This is a genomic window from Bacillus weihaiensis, assembly GCF_001889165.1.
Lineage (GTDB): Bacteria > Bacillota > Bacilli > Bacillales > Bacillaceae > Metabacillus > Metabacillus weihaiensis.
The window spans coordinates 3,833,420-3,852,500 of the sequence record NZ_CP016020.1 but is presented as its reverse complement, the minus strand read 5'-3'; the positions used below and the strand labels follow the sequence as shown (position 1 = coordinate 3,852,500).

Genomic DNA, 19,081 nt, shown 5'->3' with positions numbered 1-19,081 from the left:
CCATGCCGAACACGGAAGTTAAGTTCTTCAGCGCCGATGGTAGTTGGGGGTTTCCCCCTGTGAGAGTAGGACGTTGCCAGGTAAGATGAGAGGAAGATCAGTAGAGATACTGGTCTTTTTTGTGTGGTTTTGGTAGTTAGTTGTACCGGAAGGTACAGAATTGGGTACAGGAAGTGAAGTTAAAGCTTCAAGTTAGAGATTTGAAGATAAGAAAGTATTTCTAGCCCCTAGGCTTGGGAGAAGCAAGAAGGTCGAGGAAGCGCAGAGAGAGAAGACCGGAATGTGCGGGCTTGGCACATGAGGATCTGAACGAACAAGCTGACGAAGAGATTCGCCGCTTATCGCGAGCCGGTATACCGATGGTAGTTGGGGGTTTCCCGTGAGAGTAGGACGTTGCCAGATAAGATGAGAAAGATCAGTAGAGATACTGGTCTTTTTTGTGGTTTCCGTAGTTAGTTGTACCGGAAGGTACAGAATTGGGTACAGGAAGTGAAGTTAAAGCTTCAAGTTAGAGATTTGAAGATAAGAAAGTATTTCTAGCCCCTAGGCTTGGGAGAAGCAAGAAGGTCGAGGAAGCGAAGAGAGAGAAGACCGGAGTGTGCGGGTTTGGCACATGAGGATCTGAACGAACAAGCTGACGAAGAGATTCGCCGCTTATCGCGAGCCGTATACCGATGGTAGTTGGGGGTTTCCCGTGAGAGTAGGACGTTGCCAGGTAAGATGAGAGAAAGGTCAGTAGAGATACTGGTCTTTTTTTTGTGTGGTTTTGGTGTAGTTATACCAGGAGGTAAAAAGATTAATGTTCGATGGCTTGGATTATAGAAATAGTAGACAAGGATTAAAAGGCTTGTACCACAATCAACACATGAATGGTCACAATTCTCGGATGAATCAATGCATAATTCGTATTGGAGGGCGTCTACAAAGTATCTTGTTAATTATCTTACTTGATTCTTGTTAGATGATAGTCGTAGCAATGAAAGTGCGAAATACAACATAAATTTGTTTTCGTTTACATCATTTGTATTTGAATTGACTGAAACATATGATAGGTTGAGATTAGCAAAGTTCAATGTTTAGAGTTTCATCATTTAAATTTTAAAATGTGTATGGGAGTGAACAAAATAATACCACGAAAAGTTATTTCTGCATCTGTCTCTGGGTCTATGTATGCTATTTTGTTAGGTCTAATCATACCAAATCCATTTGGTGAAACTATTTTAACAATACCAAATTATTTATTTGCTGTTGCATTAATCACACCTATTTATTTAATGTATAGTTTTCCTGCGATTTTAATTTATGGAGTGCTAACCTCTATCATTAGTGATAAAATCAGTCAATTTGCTTCAACAAAAATGAAGAATGAAAAATTTGAAATGATGATCTCAGCTATTTTACACACTGTTTTTGGTCTACTATTTTTATTTTATAGTTTAGGGGCTTCATTGTTGTACTTTATTACCGATAGAGTCCAACAAAAGAAAAATATTGATTATAAACCGTTGCAAGCTATTAAAAGTTTGGCAATACCGTTAGCAGTTTGGCTCATTTTTATGGGGCTAGTCTATTTAGAAGAAATATTAAGTGGAATTTAACAGTTGGAATTATAATCGAAAATAAAATGATCAAACTCGAAAATAAAAGGTGAAATATCGAAAATAAAACATAAAATACCGAAAATAGACCATCTTTGGTCGCACGCTGTTGATTGAATCCCGGTGAACCACCATCAAATTCACGACTTAAATAGGAAAAAGTATTGTGGGGTCCACACTAAAGGTTACTTATTCTTGTAAGACTAGCAAGTTTATCATTCAGTGAATAAAACTGTTACCAGCGATTGAACTCCATACGGATTAGTTCACAGCCAAACGTAGTGTTCAATATTTAGAAGATAAAAAGGGATTACTATCATTCTTGAAGAATATTTAAAGACGAGGATTTTTGAATGGGAAGCAGGTTGTTAAATGAATGTTAAAGATCTAAAAGCTGTAGAGATCCTTGATCGGATAACGGATGGTTTTTTTGCACTTGATAAAGAATGGAATTTCACGTATATAAATAAGCGAGCTCAGGAATTGTTATTTAGGAGTCGGAAGAATCTTATTAACAAAAATATTTGGAAGGAGTTTCCGGAAGCAGTAGGCTTAGCGTTTTATGATAACTATCATTTGTCAGCTTCTCAACAAATACCTGTAACTTTTGATGCGTATTTTCCACCTTTGCTTACTTGGTTTAGTGTGAGTACCTATCCATCTGAAGAGGGGTTAACGGTCTTTTTTCAAGACGTAACAATGAAAAAGGAGCAAGAATTAAAGAATGAACAGCATTATCAATCCTTATTTGCTCAGCATCCTGATGCGGTTTTCTCATTTGATTTAGAAGGAAGATATTTAAGTGTAAACAAGGGGATGGAAGAGTTATTAGGTTATACGAAAGAAGAATTTTTAACCTTATCTTATACGCCACTTGTGAAAGAGGATAGCTTAGAGGAAACAAATCACTACTTTCAAAAAGCTGTGAATGGGATGACCCAACATTATGAAACGAAGGCCATTCATAAAGATGGTCATGTTATCGATGTGAGTGTGACGAATATCCCTATAGTTATTAATAAAGAGATCGTGGGAGTTTATGGAATCGCTAAGGATATTACCATGCAAAAGCAGTCTGAAGAAATGCTTATACGTTCAGAGAAGCTATCCGTTGTTGGTGAATTATCTGCCTCTATTGCTCATGAGATTCGAAATCCATTAACTTCGCTCAAAGGCTTTCTTCAATTAATGCAAAGCTCATCAGAAAATGTATCAATCTATTTAGAGATTATGTCTGACGAAATTTCACGAATAGAAGAAATTACAGGAGAGTTGCTCTTGTTGGCAAAGCCTCAAGCTCATGATTTTAAAAAGGAAAGTATTGAACGTATTACAGAGCACGCAATGGTGTTGCTTCATTCACAAGCCTTAATAAATAATGTCTCGCTAATCCCTAATTTTAAAAAAACTTCCCTAGTCTACTGTGTGGCAAACCAAATAAAGCAGGTTATTATAAATATTGTAAAGAACGCGATTGAATCAATGCCGAACGGTGGTGATATATCCATCATCCTTGCAGAAAATGAAGACAAAGTACAGATTATAGTTAAAGATCAAGGCTGCGGCATTCCTAAAAGATTTCTGAGTGAAGTCGGATTGCCTTTTTATACTACAAAAGAAAAAGGCACGGGGCTTGGGATGATGACGACTTTAAGAATAGTCGAGACACATGGTGGAACAGTTCATATTAATAGTGAGGAAGGGAAGGGGACAACAGTCGAAATCCAGCTGCCAATTAAAGGGCCAGCTTAATCTATTGCGTTTAAAAATACTATATATGACTCCCGAGCGAACTGTTTAAACCTAAATAGATGTGAATGATAACCATTAGTCTAAGGTATAGGGAGGAAACTCTCAGTTTTAATTCACCAGTATAGCTATTATTAAATACATAGCAAGGGAGAATAGGGGGAAAGATGTTTTTAAACTAAATGCGATTTATTGTTTAATGTAACAGGCATGCGTGCGAAATAGTAGCCGGGAAAAGTAAATAACTATAAGTGAAATCAAGAAACTAGAATCATGGTGTCATATTGTAATAGTATTCTAGTAAAACGAGTTGGAGGAATGAAATATACTATATATGATAAAACTCAAAAAAAAACAGAATTATCGTTGGCATATGCTTAAATGTATTATAAGATTAGATTCTGTTGTTGAGACAAGTTCTTACAACAAACCAATTAAAAAACTTTCTTAGAAAAACTTTTTTAAAAAGTTGTTGACACTAAGAAGTGATTGATGGTATGATATAAACCTAGTCGCGAAAACGACTTGGAAAAATGATCTTTGAAAACTAAACAAAACCAAGCGTATCAAACGTTGATTTTAAATCAACAAAACGTACTATATAGTACAAAAAAACATGAGCAAGTCAAACTACTTTATTGGAGAGTTTGATCCTGGCTCAGGACGAACGCTGGCGGCGTGCCTAATACATGCAAGTCGAGCGAATTGATGGGAGCTTGCTCCCTGATATTAGCGGCGGACGGGTGAGTAACACGTGGGTAACCTGCCTGTAAGATTGGGATAACTCCGGGAAACCGGAGCTAATACCGGATAACATTTCGAACCGCATGGTTCGGAATTGAAAGATGGCTTCTAGCTATCACTTACAGATGGACCCGCGGCGCATTAGCTAGTTGGTGAGGTAACGGCTCACCAAGGCAACGATGCGTAGCCGACCTGAGAGGGTGATCGGCCACACTGGGACTGAGACACGGCCCAGACTCCTACGGGAGGCAGCAGTAGGGAATCTTCCGCAATGGACGAAAGTCTGACGGAGCAACGCCGCGTGAACGATGAAGGCCTTCGGGTCGTAAAGTTCTGTTGTTAGGGAAGAACAAGTACCAGAGTAACTGCTGGTACCTTGACGGTACCTAACCAGAAAGCCACGGCTAACTACGTGCCAGCAGCCGCGGTAATACGTAGGTGGCAAGCGTTGTCCGGAATTATTGGGCGTAAAGCGCGCGCAGGTGGTTTCTTAAGTCTGATGTGAAAGCCCACGGCTCAACCGTGGAGGGTCATTGGAAACTGGGGAACTTGAGTGCAGAAGAGGAAAGTGGAATTCCAAGTGTAGCGGTGAAATGCGTAGAGATTTGGAGGAACACCAGTGGCGAAGGCGACTTTCTGGTCTGTAACTGACACTGAGGCGCGAAAGCGTGGGGAGCGAACAGGATTAGATACCCTGGTAGTCCACGCCGTAAACGATGAGTGCTAAGTGTTAGAGGGTTTCCGCCCTTTAGTGCTGCAGCAAACGCATTAAGCACTCCGCCTGGGGAGTACGGTCGCAAGACTGAAACTCAAAGGAATTGACGGGGGCCCGCACAAGCGGTGGAGCATGTGGTTTAATTCGAAGCAACGCGAAGAACCTTACCAGGTCTTGACATCCTTCGCTACTTCTAGAGATAGAAGGTTCCCCTTCGGGGGACGAAGTGACAGGTGGTGCATGGTTGTCGTCAGCTCGTGTCGTGAGATGTTGGGTTAAGTCCCGCAACGAGCGCAACCCTTGATCTTAGTTGCCAGCATTTAGTTGGGCACTCTAAGATGACTGCCGGTGACAAACCGGAGGAAGGTGGGGATGACGTCAAATCATCATGCCCCTTATGACCTGGGCTACACACGTGCTACAATGGATGGTACAAAGGGCTGCGAGACTGCGAAGTTAAGCGAATCCCATAAAACCATTCTCAGTTCGGATTGCAGGCTGCAACTCGCCTGCATGAAGCTGGAATCGCTAGTAATCGCGGATCAGCATGCCGCGGTGAATACGTTCCCGGGCCTTGTACACACCGCCCGTCACACCACGAGAGTTTGTAACACCCGAAGTCGGTGGGGTAACCGTAAGGAGCCAGCCGCCTAAGGTGGGACAGATGATTGGGGTGAAGTCGTAACAAGGTAGCCGTATCGGAAGGTGCGGCTGGATCACCTCCTTTCTAAGGATATAGAGGTACGCTTGGTATTTTGTTTAGTTTTGAGAGATCATCTGATCTTTCTATAATAAGTAAGACTCATACATAGGAGTCTAAATGCATCTTGCATTGAAGATCCTGTGTTTTATGTTCCTTGAAAACTAGATAACGAAAACAATTCAAGTAATTCACTGAGTTTAAACGCTTAGTTTAGTGATTCTCTTAATAATGTTAAAAACGACATCTTCGATGTCAAAGGTTAAGTTGTTAAGGGCGCACGGTGGATGCCTTGGCACTAGGAGCCGATGAAGGACGGTACTAACACCGATATGCTTCGGGGAGCTGTAAGTAAGCTTTGATCCGGAGATTTCCGAATGGGGAAACCCACTGTTCGTAATGGAGCAGTATTTTCATCTGAATACATAGGATGATAAAGGCAGACCCGGGGAACTGAAACATCTAAGTACCCGGAGGAAGAGAAAGCAAACGCGATTTCCTGAGTAGCGGCGAGCGAAACGGAATTAGCCCAAACCAAGAGGCTTGCCTCTTGGGGTTGTAGGACACTCTATACGGAGTTACAAAGGAACGGAGTAAATGAAGAGGTCTGGAAAGGCCCGTCAAAGAAGGTAACAACCCTGTAGTTGAAACTTCGTTCCCTCCAGAGTGGATCCTGAGTACGGCGGGACACGTGAAATCCCGTCGGAAGCAGGGAGGACCATCTCCCAAGGCTAAATACTCCCTAGTGACCGATAGTGAACCAGTACCGTGAGGGAAAGGTGAAAAGCACCCCGGAAGGGGAGTGAAACAGATCCTGAAACCGTGTGCCTACAAGTAGTCAAAGCCCGTTAATGGGTAATGGCGTGCCTTTTGTAGAATGAACCGGCGAGTTACGATCCCGTGCAAGGTTAAGTTGATAAGACGGAGCCGCAGCGAAAGCGAGTCTGAACAGGGCGAATAAGTACGTGGTCGTAGACCCGAAACCAGGTGATCTACCCATGTCCAGGGTGAAGTTCAGGTAACACTGAATGGAGGCCCGAACCCACGCACGTTGAAAAGTGCGGGGATGAGGTGTGGGTAGCGGAGAAATTCCAATCGAACCTGGAGATAGCTGGTTCTCTCCGAAATAGCTTTAGGGCTAGCCTTGAAATGAGAGTCTTGGAGGTAGAGCACTGATTGGACTAGGGGCCCCCATCGGGTTACCGAATTCAGTCAAACTCCGAATGCCAAAGACTTATGTTCAGGAGTCAGACTGCGAGTGATAAGATCCGTAGTCAAGAGGGAAACAGCCCAGACCACCAGCTAAGGTCCCAAAGTATACGTTAAGTGGAAAAGGATGTGGAGTTGCTTAGACAACCAGGATGTTGGCTTAGAAGCAGCCACCATTTAAAGAGTGCGTAATAGCTCACTGGTCGAGTGACTCTGCGCCGAAAATGTACCGGGGCTAAACGTATCACCGAAGCTGTGGACTGTTCTAACGAACAGTGGTAGGAGAGCGTTCTAAGGGCTGAGAAGCCAGACCGAGAGGACTGGTGGAGCGCTTAGAAGTGAGAATGCCGGTATGAGTAGCGAAAGAGGGGTGAGAATCCCCTCCACCGAATGCCTAAGGTTTCCTGAGGAAGGCTCGTCCGCTCAGGGTAAGTCGGGACCTAAGCCGAGGCCGAAAGGCGTAGGCGATGGCCAACAGGTAGAAATTCCTGTACCACCTCCTCACCATTTGAGCAATGGGGGGACGCAGAAGGATAGGGTAAGCGCGGCGTCGGAATGCCGCGTCCAAGCAGTTAGGCTGACAATGAGGCAAATCCCATTGTCATATAAGGCTGAGCTGTGATGGCGAGGGAAATATAGTACCGAAGTTCTTGATTCCACACTGCCAAGAAAAGCCTCTAGCGAGGTGAGAGGTGCCCGTACCGCAAACCGACACAGGTAGGCGAGGAGAGAATCCTAAGGTGAGCGAGAGAACTCTCGTTAAGGAACTCGGCAAAATGACCCCGTAACTTCGGGAGAAGGGGTGCTTTTTAGGGTTAATAGCCCGGAAAAGCCGCAGTGAATAGGCCCAGGCGACTGTTTAGCAAAAACACAGGTCTCTGCGAAGCCGCAAGGCGAAGTATAGGGGCTGACGCCTGCCCGGTGCTGGAAGGTTAAGGGGAGAGGTTAGCGCAAGCGAAGCTTTGAACCGAAGCCCCAGTAAACGGCGGCCGTAACTATAACGGTCCTAAGGTAGCGAAATTCCTTGTCGGGTAAGTTCCGACCCGCACGAAAGGCGTAACGATCTGGGCACTGTCTCAACGAGAGACTCGGTGAAATTATAGTACCTGTGAAGATGCAGGTTACCCGCGACAGGACGGAAAGACCCCGTGGAGCTTTACTGTAGCCTGATATTGAATTTTGGTACAGCTTGTACAGGATAGGTAGGAGCCTGAGAAGCCGGAGCGCTAGCTTCGGTGGAGGCGTCGGTGGGATACTACCCTGGCTGTATTGAAATTCTAACCCACAGCCCTGATCGGGCTGGGAGACAGTGTCAGGTGGGCAGTTTGACTGGGGCGGTCGCCTCCTAAAATGTAACGGAGGCGCCCAAAGGTTCCCTCAGAATGGTTGGAAATCATTCGTAGAGTGTAAAGGCACAAGGGAGCTTGACTGCGAGACCTACAAGTCGAGCAGGGACGAAAGTCGGGCTTAGTGATCCGGTGGTTCCGCATGGAAGGGCCATCGCTCAACGGATAAAAGCTACCCCGGGGATAACAGGCTTATCTCCCCCAAGAGTCCACATCGACGGGGAGGTTTGGCACCTCGATGTCGGCTCATCGCATCCTGGGGCTGTAGTCGGTCCCAAGGGTTGGGCTGTTCGCCCATTAAAGCGGTACGCGAGCTGGGTTCAGAACGTCGTGAGACAGTTCGGTCCCTATCCGTCGTGGGCGTAGGAAATTTGAGAGGAGCTGTCCTTAGTACGAGAGGACCGGGATGGACGCACCGCTGGTGTACCAGTTGTCTTGCCAAAGGCATAGCTGGGTAGCTATGTGCGGAAGGGATAAGTGCTGAAAGCATCTAAGCATGAAGCCCCCCTCAAGATGAGATTTCCCATAGCGTAAGCTAGTAAGATCCCTGAAAGATGATCAGGTTGATAGGTCAGAGGTGGAAGCGCGGTGACGTGTGGAGCTGACTGATACTAATAGATCGAGGACTTAACCAAATTTTTAAAAGCGTAAGCTCAGTGAATGAATTGTGACTCGTTATCTAGTTTTGAGGGAACATCCTTCAAACTTTATAATATCTGGTGGCGATAGCGAAGAGGTCACACCCGTTCCCATGCCGAACACGGAAGTTAAGTTCTTCAGCGCCGATGGTAGTTGGGGGTTTCCCCCTGTGAGAGTAGGACGTTGCCAGGTAAGATGAGAGGAAGATCAGTAGAGATACTGGTCTTTTTTGTGGTTTCCGTAGTTTCCGTAGTTAGTTGTACCGGAAGGTACAGAATTGGGTACAGGAAGTGAAGTTAAAGCTTCAAGTTAGAGATTTGAAGATAAGAAAGAATTACTAGCCCTTAGGCTTGGGAGAAGCAAGAAGGTCGAGGAAGCGCAGAGAGAGAAGACCGGAATGTGCGGGCTTGGCACATGAGGATCTGAACGAACAAGTTGACGAAGAGATTCGCCGCTTATCGCGAGCCGGTATACCGATGGTAGTTGGGGGTTTCCCGTGAGAGTAGGACGTTGCCAGGTAAGATGAGAGGAAGATCAGTAGAGATACTGGTCTTTTTTTGTGTGGTTTTGGTAGTAGTTGTACCGGAAGGTACAAAGGAAAGTGTTTGAAGATTGAGGTATAGAAAAAGGAAACAAAGTATCACTACAAGCCCTTAGGCTTGGGAGAAGCAAGAAGGTCGAGGAAGCGCAGAGAGAGAAGACCGGAGTGTGCGGGCTTGGCACATGAGGATCTGAACGAACAAGCTGACGAAGAGATTCGCCGCTTATCGCGTGCAGAAGAATCAAATTCGAAAATAAATCAGTCAAATCCGATGATAAATAGTGAAAATTCGAAAATAAACTAATCAAATTCGAAAATAAAAAGGAGAAATTCGAAAATAAACCACAATAAATCGAAAATAAACCATTCCTAGAGGTCCAAAAAGTTACTCTTCTCTTCTTGCAATCCTTTCTTTAATGAAGGACCAATACTCATGGTATGATAATGAGAAAAAAAGGATGTGGTAGCATGAGAATCAACGGGATCAATCATTTATTATTCTCAGTATCGGATTTAGAGCAATCGATTCTTTTCTATCAGAAAGTTTTTCAAGCAAAGTTGTTGGTGAAGGGGAATAGAACGGCATATTTTGATCTCGATGGTCTTTGGCTTGCTTTAAATGAGGAGAAGGGAATACTTAGAAATGAAATTCACGAGTCTTATACTCATACTGCCTTTTCGGTTGCTGAAGAGGACTTCGACATAATGGTGGAAAGACTGGGTGAATTGGATGTTACCATCTTAACGAGTCGACCGCGGGCTGAGAAGGATAAACGATCAGTATATTTTACAGATCCTGATGGGCACAAGTTTGAGTTTCATACGGGAACATTGCAGGATCGATTAGATTATTATAGGGAGGAAAAACAGCATATGACGTTTTATGAATAATCATTCCTAGTTGGTGGCTTATCTTTGGCAGGTAATGTTGATTTTATGTACAGTTATTGTTACTCTATATGGAATCTCACAACGATTTCTTTTGAATAGATTATATACAAACATAAGGGAGTAACGGTTATGACGAATAAACCTAGTAAGAAAAAGTTTACTGTAGAAGAGAATGAAACAATTGATGATTGCTTGGCAAGGATGAGTAAGGAAGGGTATTTTCCTGTTAGGAGAACGGAGCAGCCGATTTTTAAGGAAGAGCTTAATGGCAAGCAGGTTGAGCCTGTTCTATGTGGAAGAGTGATTGTTTTTGAAGGGAAGTTGCTGTAAAACACGAACATTAAAATACATCAGTTATGAATCGTTCGATTTTTCGTTGACATCGGGGGGGTTCATTGGTAATATAGTACATGTAAATCAGATTAATATAGATCCTCGTATATAATTGGGAATATGGCCCAGAAGTTTCTACCCGATGACCGTAAATCGTTGGACTATGAGGGAAAGTGTATGTATAGATGTACGGCTTATTTAGTTAGAACAAGCCCGATATACTAGCTTTCTCTTTTATTTAGAGGGAGTTTAGGTATCGGGCTATTTTTTATGTAAAAGGTGGGAACAAAGAGTGGAGGCAGTTGTTGGAGTCATTATGGGAAGTACATCTGACTGGGAAACGATGAAGCATGCGTGTGACATATTGGATGAATTAGGTGTTCCTTATGAAAAGAAGGTGGTCTCTGCTCATCGTACGCCAGATTATATGTTTGAATATGCGGAGAGTGCTAGAAATAGAGGGATAAAGGTGATTATTGCGGGTGCTGGAGGAGCGGCTCATTTGCCAGGAATGGTGGCTGCGAAAACGACTTTACCTGTCATTGGTGTACCCGTTCAGTCGAAGGCATTAAATGGGCTTGATTCTCTGCTTTCAATTGTGCAGATGCCGGGCGGTGTTCCTGTAGCGACAGTTGCGATTGGAAAGGCAGGAGCGACGAATGCGGGGCTATTAGCGGCTCAGATTCTATCAGTTGAAGATTCTAAATTAGCAGATTCATTAACTACTAGAAGAGAAGAAGTACGAACAAAGGTGTTAGAGAGTAGTGATGAGCTTGACTAAACGTATTTTACCGGGACAAACAATTGGGATTATTGGCGGAGGTCAATTGGGTCGGATGATGGCTATTGCTGCTAGGCAGCTTGGGTATAAAATAGCGGTGTTAGATCCAGTAGAGGATTGTCCATGTGGTCAAATCTCAGATATTGAAATTCAAGCGAAGTATGATGATCTTCAAGGAATTAAAGAGCTTGCTCGTGTGAGTGATGTGATTACGTATGAATTTGAAAATATTGATTACGATTCATTGAAATGGTTAGAAGAGAATGCGTATCTACCACAAGGAAGTAAGCTGCTTCTTTTAACACAGGACCGTGAAACAGAAAAAGCGGCAATTGTAAATGCGGGCTGTGAAGTCGCACCTTACAAAATCGTTCATAATGAACTAGAATTAATTGAGGCTATTAAGCTTCTTGATTTTCCAAGTGTGTTGAAGACATGTCGTGGGGGATATGATGGGAAGGGTCAGGTTGTTCTTAGAAGTGAATCAGACATAGATGAAGCAATTGTACTTCTATCAAATGGAACATGTATTTTAGAAAAATGGGTTCCATTTTCGAAAGAGGTATCGGTTATTGTGACACGTTCGGTCGAGGGGGAAACAACGACTTTACCTGTTGCTGAGAATGTTCATAAGAACAATATCCTCTATCAGAGTATTGTGCCGGCACGAGTGGATGAGAGCATTCTTGAAAAAGCGAAACAGCTTGCGTTAAAGCTCGCCAATCATTTTGAACTTGTTGGTACTTTGGCTGTTGAGATGTTTTTATCAGAGTCAGGTGACCTTTTTATAAATGAATTAGCGCCGCGACCTCATAATTCTGGTCATTATTCCATTGATTTATGTGAAACAGATCAGTTTGAGCAGCATGTTCGCGCAATATGCAATCTACCGTTAGGAGAAACAACCTTATTACGGAGCGGGTTAATGGTTAATCTATTAGGTGAGGATTTATCTATAGTAGAGAACCACCTACCATTGTTAAAAAAAGCGAAGCTGCACTTGTACGGAAAGAAAGAAGCAGTTTCTAAACGCAAGATGGGACATGTGACGATCATAAGCGAAGACTTAGAAACAGAGATAGTCGATACGAATAAAATGTGGGGTTATCAATAGAACGGAGGAAATGAAATGATTGAACGTTATACACGTCCAGAAATGGGCGCGATTTGGACTGAAGAGAACAAGTTTAAGGCATGGTTAGAGGTTGAGATTTTAGCATGTGAGGCTTGGGCTGAGCTAGGGATCATTCCGAAAGAGGATGTTAAACTTCTTCGTGAAAAGGCATCGTTTGATGTGAATCGTATTTATGAAATTGAACAAGAAACACGTCATGATGTTGTTGCGTTTACAAGAGCTGTGTCAGAAACACTTGGTGAAGAGCGTAAGTGGGTACATTACGGGTTAACCTCCACAGATGTAGTGGATACGGCTTTATCTTATCTTTTAAAGCAAGCAAATGACATTCTTTTAAAAGACATTGAAAACTTTGTTCAAATTTTAAAGGAAAAAGCACAAGAGCATAAATATACGGTTATGATGGGACGTACACATGGTGTTCATGCTGAGCCAACTACGTTTGGATTAAAGCTTGCTTTATGGCATGAGGAAATGAAGCGTAACTTAGATCGTTTTAAGCGTGCAGCAGAGGGTGTAGAGTACGGTAAAATTTCTGGTGCTGTTGGTACATATGCAAATATTGATCCTTTTGTAGAAAAGTATGTGTGTGAGAAGCTTGGAACGAAGCCAGCACCCATTTCTACACAAACTTTACAGCGTGACCGTCATGCGGAGTATATGGCTGCCATTGCATTAGTGGCAACGTCAATTGAAAAGTTCGCAGTTGAGATTCGCGGCTTACAAAAGAGTGAAACGCGTGAAGTAGAAGAGTCTTTTGCAAAAGGTCAAAAAGGTTCATCTGCCATGCCACATAAACGAAATCCAATTGGCTCTGAAAATATGACAGGTCTTGCTCGTGTGATTCGTGGTTATATGGTAACAGCGTATGAAAATGTGCCGCTTTGGCATGAACGTGATATTTCACATTCTTCTGCTGAACGTATTATCCTACCCGATGCAACGATTGCACTGAACTATATGTTAAATCGCTTCGGAAATATCGTGAAAAACTTAACGGTATTCCCAGAGAACATGAAGCGCAATATGGACCGTACCCAAGGCTTAATTTACTCTCAACGTGTCCTACTAGCTCTTATTGATACAGGTATGACAAGAGAAGAAGCCTACGATCTTGTTCAGCCAAAAGCAATGGAAGCATGGGAGAAGCAAGTACCATTTAAAGGTCTTGTAGAAGCTGAGGAAAAAATCACATCTCGCTTAACCCCTGAAATGATTGAAGACTGCTTTGATTATAACTATCACCTAAAAGGGGTAGACGCTATCTTTGATCGATTAGGTCTTTAATATAAGGAATCCAATGAATTCAGCAAGGGGGTAACCAAACAAGCTCCCTTGCTACTCTCTGATAAAAAATTACTGTGAGAAAAGATAACAAACTATTGCACTACACTAAAGGTTCCCAATATTCAGTTTAGGAGGGCTTTCATGACGATTGAAAAGCTTGAATTATTGTATGAAGGAAAGGCAAAAAGAATATATAAAACAAATGAAAAAGATGTTCTATTAGTTTCTTATAAGGATTCTGCAACAGCTTTTAACGGTGAAAAGAAGGAAGAGATTACAGGTAAAGGTCGATTGAACAACGAGATTTCTACTTTAATCTTTGAAAAGCTTTCAGAAAATGGGATTGAAAATCATTTTGTTAAACGACTTTCTTCTACTGAACAGCTAGTCAAGAAGGTGTCTATTATTCCACTTGAAGTGGTGGTAAGAAACGTTGTAGCAGGAAGCCTGTCTAAACGAATTGGAATAAACGAGGGTACTGAAATTAAAGAAGCATTAGTTGAGTTCTATTACAAGGATGATAGCTTAGGAGATCCATTGATTACTGAGGATCACATCGCATTGTTAGAGGCTGCTACAAAAGAGGAAGTTGAAACACTTAAAACAATTGCAAGACAAGTCAACGAAGTATTAAAGGGTCATTTTGCAGCATGTGATGTACGTTTAATTGATTTTAAGTTAGAGTTTGGTCGCACAGAAGATGGAAACGTGATACTAGCGGATGAGGTATCACCTGATACATGCCGCTTATGGGATATCAACACAAATGAAAAATTTGATAAAGACGTTTTCCGCAGAGATATTGGTAGTTTAACAGATGCATATGAAGTGATTTTAACAAGACTTGGAGGCCAATCAACATGTACAAAGTAAAAGTTTATGTCACGTTAAGAGAAAGTGTTTTAGATCCACAGGGAGCAGCCGTAAAAAGTGCATTACACAGTATGTCTTATAGTGAAGTGCAAGATGTACGTATTGGAAAATATATGGAGCTGATGATTGAAAAGTCAGATCGTGATTTACATGAAACTGTTCGTGAGATGTGTGAAAAGCTACTTGCAAATACCGTGATTGAAGACTTTAGCTATGAGGTACAGGAGGTTGTCAACAAGTGAAATTCGCTGTGATCGTTTTTCCGGGTTCAAACTGTGATGTTGATATGTACCATGCGATTAAGGATGAGCTTGGTGAAGATGTAGAGTATGTAAGACATGATGCAACAGATTTAAGTGAGTTTGATGGGATTTTACTGCCTGGTGGCTTCTCTTATGGAGACTATCTTCGTTCTGGGGCGATTGCTCGCTTTTCAAATGTAATGAAAGAGGTTGTGAAAGCGGCTGAAGCAGGTAAGCCTGTTCTTGGAGTATGTAACGGATTTCAAATTTTACTAGAGGTTGGATTACTTCCAGGTGCGATGAAACGAAATGAAAACTTGAAATTTATGTGCCGACCGGTCAATTTAGTTGTGGCTAACAATGAAACACTGTTTACAACTGGATATGAAAAGGACGAAGTAATTTCAGTCCCGATTGCACATGGTGAAGGGAATTACTATTGTGATGAGCAAACACTTCAAACGCTTAAAGAAAACAATCAAATTGTGTTTACGTACGAAAAAAATCCAAATGGCAGCATAGAGGATATTGCGGGCATAACAAATGAACGTGGAAATGTCTTAGGGATGATGCCTCATCCAGAACGTGCGGTGGATGAATTACTGAAAAGCGCAGATGGATTAACATTATTTCAATCAATCGTGAAAAACTGGAGGGAATCTCATGTCACTACTGCTTGAACCAACGAACCAGAAGATAAAAGATGAAAAAATCTACAGACAAATGGGTGTCAGTGATGACGAGTTTGCCCTGATTGAAAGAATAATTGGTCGTCTTCCAAACTACACAGAGATTGGGATTTTTTCTGTTATGTGGTCAGAGCATTGCAGCTATAAAAACTCCAAGCCGATTTTGAAGAAATTTCCTGTTACCGGTGAAAAGGTGTTACAAGGACCTGGTGAGGGAGCGGGGATTGTTGATATTGGGGACAATCAAGCGGTTGTTTTCAAAATTGAAAGTCATAATCACCCATCAGCAATTGAGCCTTATCAAGGGGCGGCAACTGGTGTAGGTGGAATTATTCGTGATGTATTTTCAATGGGTGCTAGACCAATTGCGATTTTAAATTCTTTGCGTTTCGGAGAACTAAAAACACCGCGTGTGAAATATCTATTTGAAGAGGTTGTTGCTGGGATTGCTGGCTATGGGAACTGTATTGGTATTCCAACAGTAGGTGGAGAGATTCAGTTCGACAGCTCTTATGAAGGTAACCCTCTTGTAAATGCAATGTGTGTTGGATTAATTAACCATGAAGATATTAAGAAGGGTCAAGCAAAAGGTGTCGGTAATACAGTTATGTACGTTGGGGCTAAAACAGGTCGCGATGGTATTCACGGAGCAACATTTGCTTCTGAGGAGCTCACAGATTCTTCAGATGAAAATCGTCCAGCCGTTCAGGTTGGAGATCCATTCATGGAGAAGCTTTTACTTGAAGCATGCTTAGAGGTTGTGAAAAATGATGCATTAGTAGGAATCCAAGATATGGGTGCGGCTGGATTAACAAGCTCGTCTGCAGAGATGGCGAGTAAAGCAGGCTCAGGAATGGAAATGGATTTAGACTTAATTCCTCAACGTGAACCAGGAATGACACCTTATGAAATGATGCTTTCTGAATCACAGGAAAGAATGCTTCTTGTGATTGAAAAAGGTCGCGAGCAAGAAATTGTCGATCTTTTTAATCGATATGACTTAGAGGCAGTAGCTGTAGGAAAAGTAACAGATGACAAAATGCTTCGTCTTTTCCATAAAGGGGACGTTGTATGTGAGCTTCCAGTTGATGCATTAGCGGAAGAGGCACCAGTATATCATAAGCCATCAAAGGTCCCTGCTTATTATGAAGAATTCCAGAAGATGGACGTGGAACCGATAGTGATCGAGAACTATCAGGAAACACTTATGAATCTATTAAAGCAGCCAACCATTGCAAGTAAAGAATGGGTGTATGATCAATATGACTATATGGTGCGCACGAATACAGTAGTAGCGCCAGGCTCTGATGCAGCTGTCATTCGTATTCGTGATACGAAGAAGGCATTAGCGATGACAACAGATTGTAATTCTCGTTATCTCTATTTAGATCCTGAGGTTGGTGGGAAAATTGCCGTAGCTGAAGCTGCGCGTAATATCGTGTGTTCAGGTGCAACACCACTTGCCATTACAGATAATTTAAATTTTGGTAATCCAGAGAAGCCAGAGATTTTCTGGCAGATTGAAAAGTCTGCTGATGGAATCAGTGAGGCATGTCGTGAGTTACATACTCCTGTTATTGGTGGGAATGTATCGTTATACAACGAAACAAATGGAACAGCTATTTACCCAACTCCTGTTATTGGTATGGTTGGTTTAATCGAGGATACAGACTATATTACAACGCAAGATTTCAAAGAAGCGGGTGACCTCATTTATTTAGTTGGGGAAACCAAGCCTGAATTTGGAGGAAGTGAGCTTCAAAAATTAACGTACGGTAAAATTTTTGGGAAATCTCCTGAATTAGATTTAGAGAAAGAGAAAAAAGTCTTACAACAGCTATCTAAAGCAATTCGTGCGAATACTGTGGCTTCTGCCCATGACGTATCAGAGGGGGGCGTAGCTGTTGCCCTTGCCGAACCATTATTTAATGATGTGGGCTTAGGTGCAGATGTAACGCTTCAAGGTGAAGCAACAGCGGCTTTATTTAGTGAATCACAAACTAGATTTATTCTATCTGTGAAGAAGGAAAACAAGGAAGCTTTTGAAACTATTGTCGATGCAACTCTTATCGGTGAAGTAACAAGCACAGGTCAATTAGTCATTAAAAATGATCAAGGTGAATCACTTGTGGATGCATCTGTTGAAGAATTAAAGGGTGCATGGAAAGGAGCTATCCCATGCTTGCTGAACTCAAGGGATTAAATGAAGAATGTGGAGTCTTTGGCGTGTGGGGGCATACCGAAGCAGCTCAAATCACGTATTATGGCTTACACAGCTTACAGCATAGAGGGCAAGAAGGTGCAGGAATTGTTACCACAAATGGTGAAAAGCTTACAGGAGCAAAGGGCTTGGGCTTAATTTCTGAAGTGTTTGCAAACGGTCGATTACATGATTTGTCCGATGGTAAATCGGCGATTGGCCATGTTCGATACGCAACGGCAGGTGGAGGCGGATATGAGAATGTCCAGCCTCTCCTATTCAATTCACATAGTGGTGGTCTTGCGTTAGCTCATAACGGGAACTTAGTGAACGCAACACAATTGAAGCATCAGCTTGAGAGTCAAGGTAGTATTTTTCAAACAACTTCTGATACAGAGGTATTAGCTCACTTAATTAGAAGAAGTGGCTATAAAGATTTGAAGGAAGCGGTGAAAAATGCCTTAACAATGCTCAAAGGAGCGTATGCGTTTTTAATTATGACCGAAAATGAAATGATGGTCGCTTTAGATCCGAACGGCTTACGACCACTTTCAATTGGTGTGCTTGGTGATGCGTATGTGGTTGCATCTGAAACGTGTGCATTTGATGTAGTCGGTGCTCGCTATGAACGCGATGTTCAGCCTGGTGAGCTTTTAATTATCAATGATGAGGGCATTCATTCGGAGCGCTTCTCTATGAACATTAACCGAGCGATTTGTAGCATGGAGTACATTTATTTTTCTCGTCCTGATAGTAATATCGATGGAATCAATGTTCATACAGCGCGTAAAAACTTGGGGAAACGCCTTGCAGTAGAATCCGAAGTAGACGCTGATGTTGTGACAGGTGTTCCTGATTCAAGTATTTCAGCGGCGATTGGATTTGCCGAGTTAACAGGGATTCCATATGAGTTAGGGTTAATTAAGAACCGTTATGTTGGTCGTACATTTATACAGCCGTCTCAATCCTTACGTGAACAGGGTGTGAAAATGAAGCTTTCAGCTGTTCGTGGTGTTGTAGAAGGGAAGCGAGTCGTAATGGTTGATGATTCAATTGTACGTGGAACGACGAGTCGTCGAATTGTGAATATGCTCCGTGAAGCGGGAGCAACGGAGGTTCACGTACGAATTAGCTCACCTCCCATTGCTAACCCATGCTTTTACGGAATTGATACATCGACTCATGAAGAGTTAATAGCGTCCAATCATTCAGTAGAAGAAATTCGTCAGATCATTGGTGCAGACAGCTTAGCCTTCTTAAGTGTCGAGGGGTTACTCGAAGGAATTGGTCGTCCTTATGAAGGGGAATTGAAAGGACAATGTCTTGCATGCTTCACAGGGAGATATCCAACAGAAATTTATGCAGACACTGTAATGCCACATGAAAAAGCGTAATAAAACTTGCGATAG

General features: G+C 42.5%; 13 protein-coding genes, 4 rRNA genes and 1 riboswitch (1 of these 18 only partly in view). All 17 genes read left to right on the top strand.

Features of this window, described 5'->3' with window-relative positions; genetic code table 11:
• Positions 1-82, top strand: a 5S ribosomal RNA gene (gene rrf, locus A9C19_RS18515) (it extends 34 nt beyond the left edge of the window).
• A gap of 1,027 nt (positions 83-1,109) precedes the next feature.
• Positions 1,110-1,598 (top strand): hypothetical protein, encoded by a 489-nt coding sequence (locus A9C19_RS18510; RefSeq protein ID WP_072581302.1) that lies wholly within the window; start codon positions 1,110-1,112, stop codon positions 1,596-1,598.
• A gap of 372 nt (positions 1,599-1,970) precedes the next feature.
• Positions 1,971-3,350: a PAS domain-containing sensor histidine kinase gene (locus A9C19_RS18505; protein WP_072581301.1), complete on the top strand. Its 1,380-nt coding sequence runs from the start codon at positions 1,971-1,973 to the stop codon at positions 3,348-3,350.
• A gap of 632 nt (positions 3,351-3,982) precedes the next feature.
• A 16S ribosomal RNA gene (locus A9C19_RS18500) occupies positions 3,983-5,533 on the top strand.
• Positions 5,534-5,766: 233 nt separating this feature from the next.
• Positions 5,767-8,696, top strand: a 23S ribosomal RNA gene (locus A9C19_RS18495).
• An 80-nt stretch (positions 8,697-8,776) separates the two neighbouring features.
• Positions 8,777-8,892: ribosomal RNA gene (rrf, locus tag A9C19_RS18490) — 5S ribosomal RNA — on the top strand.
• Together the 16S, 23S and 5S rRNA genes form the textbook arrangement of a ribosomal RNA operon.
• 524 nt (positions 8,893-9,416) lie before the next feature.
• Positions 9,417-9,545: a hypothetical protein gene (locus A9C19_RS22515; RefSeq protein WP_267888734.1), complete on the top strand. Its 129-nt coding sequence runs from the start codon at positions 9,417-9,419 to the stop codon at positions 9,543-9,545.
• Between the two features lie 164 nt (positions 9,546-9,709).
• Positions 9,710-10,132 carry a metallothiol transferase FosB gene (fosB, locus tag A9C19_RS18485; protein WP_072581300.1) on the top strand — a complete coding sequence of 141 codons (423 nt, stop codon included), beginning with the start codon at positions 9,710-9,712 and terminating at the stop codon, positions 10,130-10,132.
• A gap of 129 nt (positions 10,133-10,261) precedes the next feature.
• The gene (locus tag A9C19_RS18480; protein WP_072581299.1) at positions 10,262-10,462 is read left to right on the top strand and encodes an NETI motif-containing protein; all 201 of its coding nucleotides are present in this window, start codon (positions 10,262-10,264) and stop codon (positions 10,460-10,462) included.
• Between the two features lie 85 nt (positions 10,463-10,547).
• Positions 10,548-10,649, top strand: a riboswitch (purine riboswitch).
• A gap of 132 nt (positions 10,650-10,781) precedes the next feature.
• Positions 10,782-11,246: a 5-(carboxyamino)imidazole ribonucleotide mutase gene (gene purE / locus A9C19_RS18475; RefSeq protein WP_420835841.1), complete on the top strand. Its 465-nt coding sequence runs from the start codon at positions 10,782-10,784 to the stop codon at positions 11,244-11,246.
• Positions 11,233-12,360: a 5-(carboxyamino)imidazole ribonucleotide synthase gene (purK, locus tag A9C19_RS18470; protein ID WP_072581297.1), complete on the top strand. Its 1,128-nt coding sequence runs from the start codon at positions 11,233-11,235 to the stop codon at positions 12,358-12,360. Before purE ends, purK begins: the two co-directional genes overlap by 14 nt.
• A gap of 15 nt (positions 12,361-12,375) precedes the next feature.
• Positions 12,376-13,668 carry an adenylosuccinate lyase gene (gene purB / locus A9C19_RS18465; RefSeq protein WP_072581296.1) on the top strand — a complete coding sequence of 431 codons (1,293 nt, stop codon included), beginning with the start codon at positions 12,376-12,378 and terminating at the stop codon, positions 13,666-13,668.
• 147 nt (positions 13,669-13,815) lie between these two features.
• Entirely contained in the window at positions 13,816-14,541 is a 726-nt protein-coding gene (purC, locus tag A9C19_RS18460; protein WP_072581949.1) for a phosphoribosylaminoimidazolesuccinocarboxamide synthase, read from the top strand.
• On the top strand, positions 14,529-14,783 hold the full coding sequence (gene purS, locus A9C19_RS18455) for a phosphoribosylformylglycinamidine synthase subunit PurS (RefSeq protein WP_072581295.1): 255 nt from the start codon (positions 14,529-14,531) through the stop codon (positions 14,781-14,783). The genes purC and purS overlap by 13 nt, the downstream gene beginning before the upstream one ends.
• On the top strand, positions 14,780-15,463 hold the full coding sequence (gene purQ, locus A9C19_RS18450; RefSeq protein ID WP_072581294.1) for a phosphoribosylformylglycinamidine synthase subunit PurQ: 684 nt from the start codon (positions 14,780-14,782) through the stop codon (positions 15,461-15,463). Before purS ends, purQ begins: the two co-directional genes overlap by 4 nt.
• On the top strand, positions 15,447-17,675 hold the full coding sequence (gene purL, locus A9C19_RS18445; protein WP_072581293.1) for a phosphoribosylformylglycinamidine synthase subunit PurL: 2,229 nt from the start codon (positions 15,447-15,449) through the stop codon (positions 17,673-17,675). Before purQ ends, purL begins: the two co-directional genes overlap by 17 nt.
• On the top strand, positions 17,651-19,066 hold the full coding sequence (purF, locus tag A9C19_RS18440) for an amidophosphoribosyltransferase (protein ID WP_072581292.1): 1,416 nt from the start codon (positions 17,651-17,653) through the stop codon (positions 19,064-19,066). Before purL ends, purF begins: the two co-directional genes overlap by 25 nt.
• Positions 19,067-19,081 lie beyond the last annotated feature (15 nt).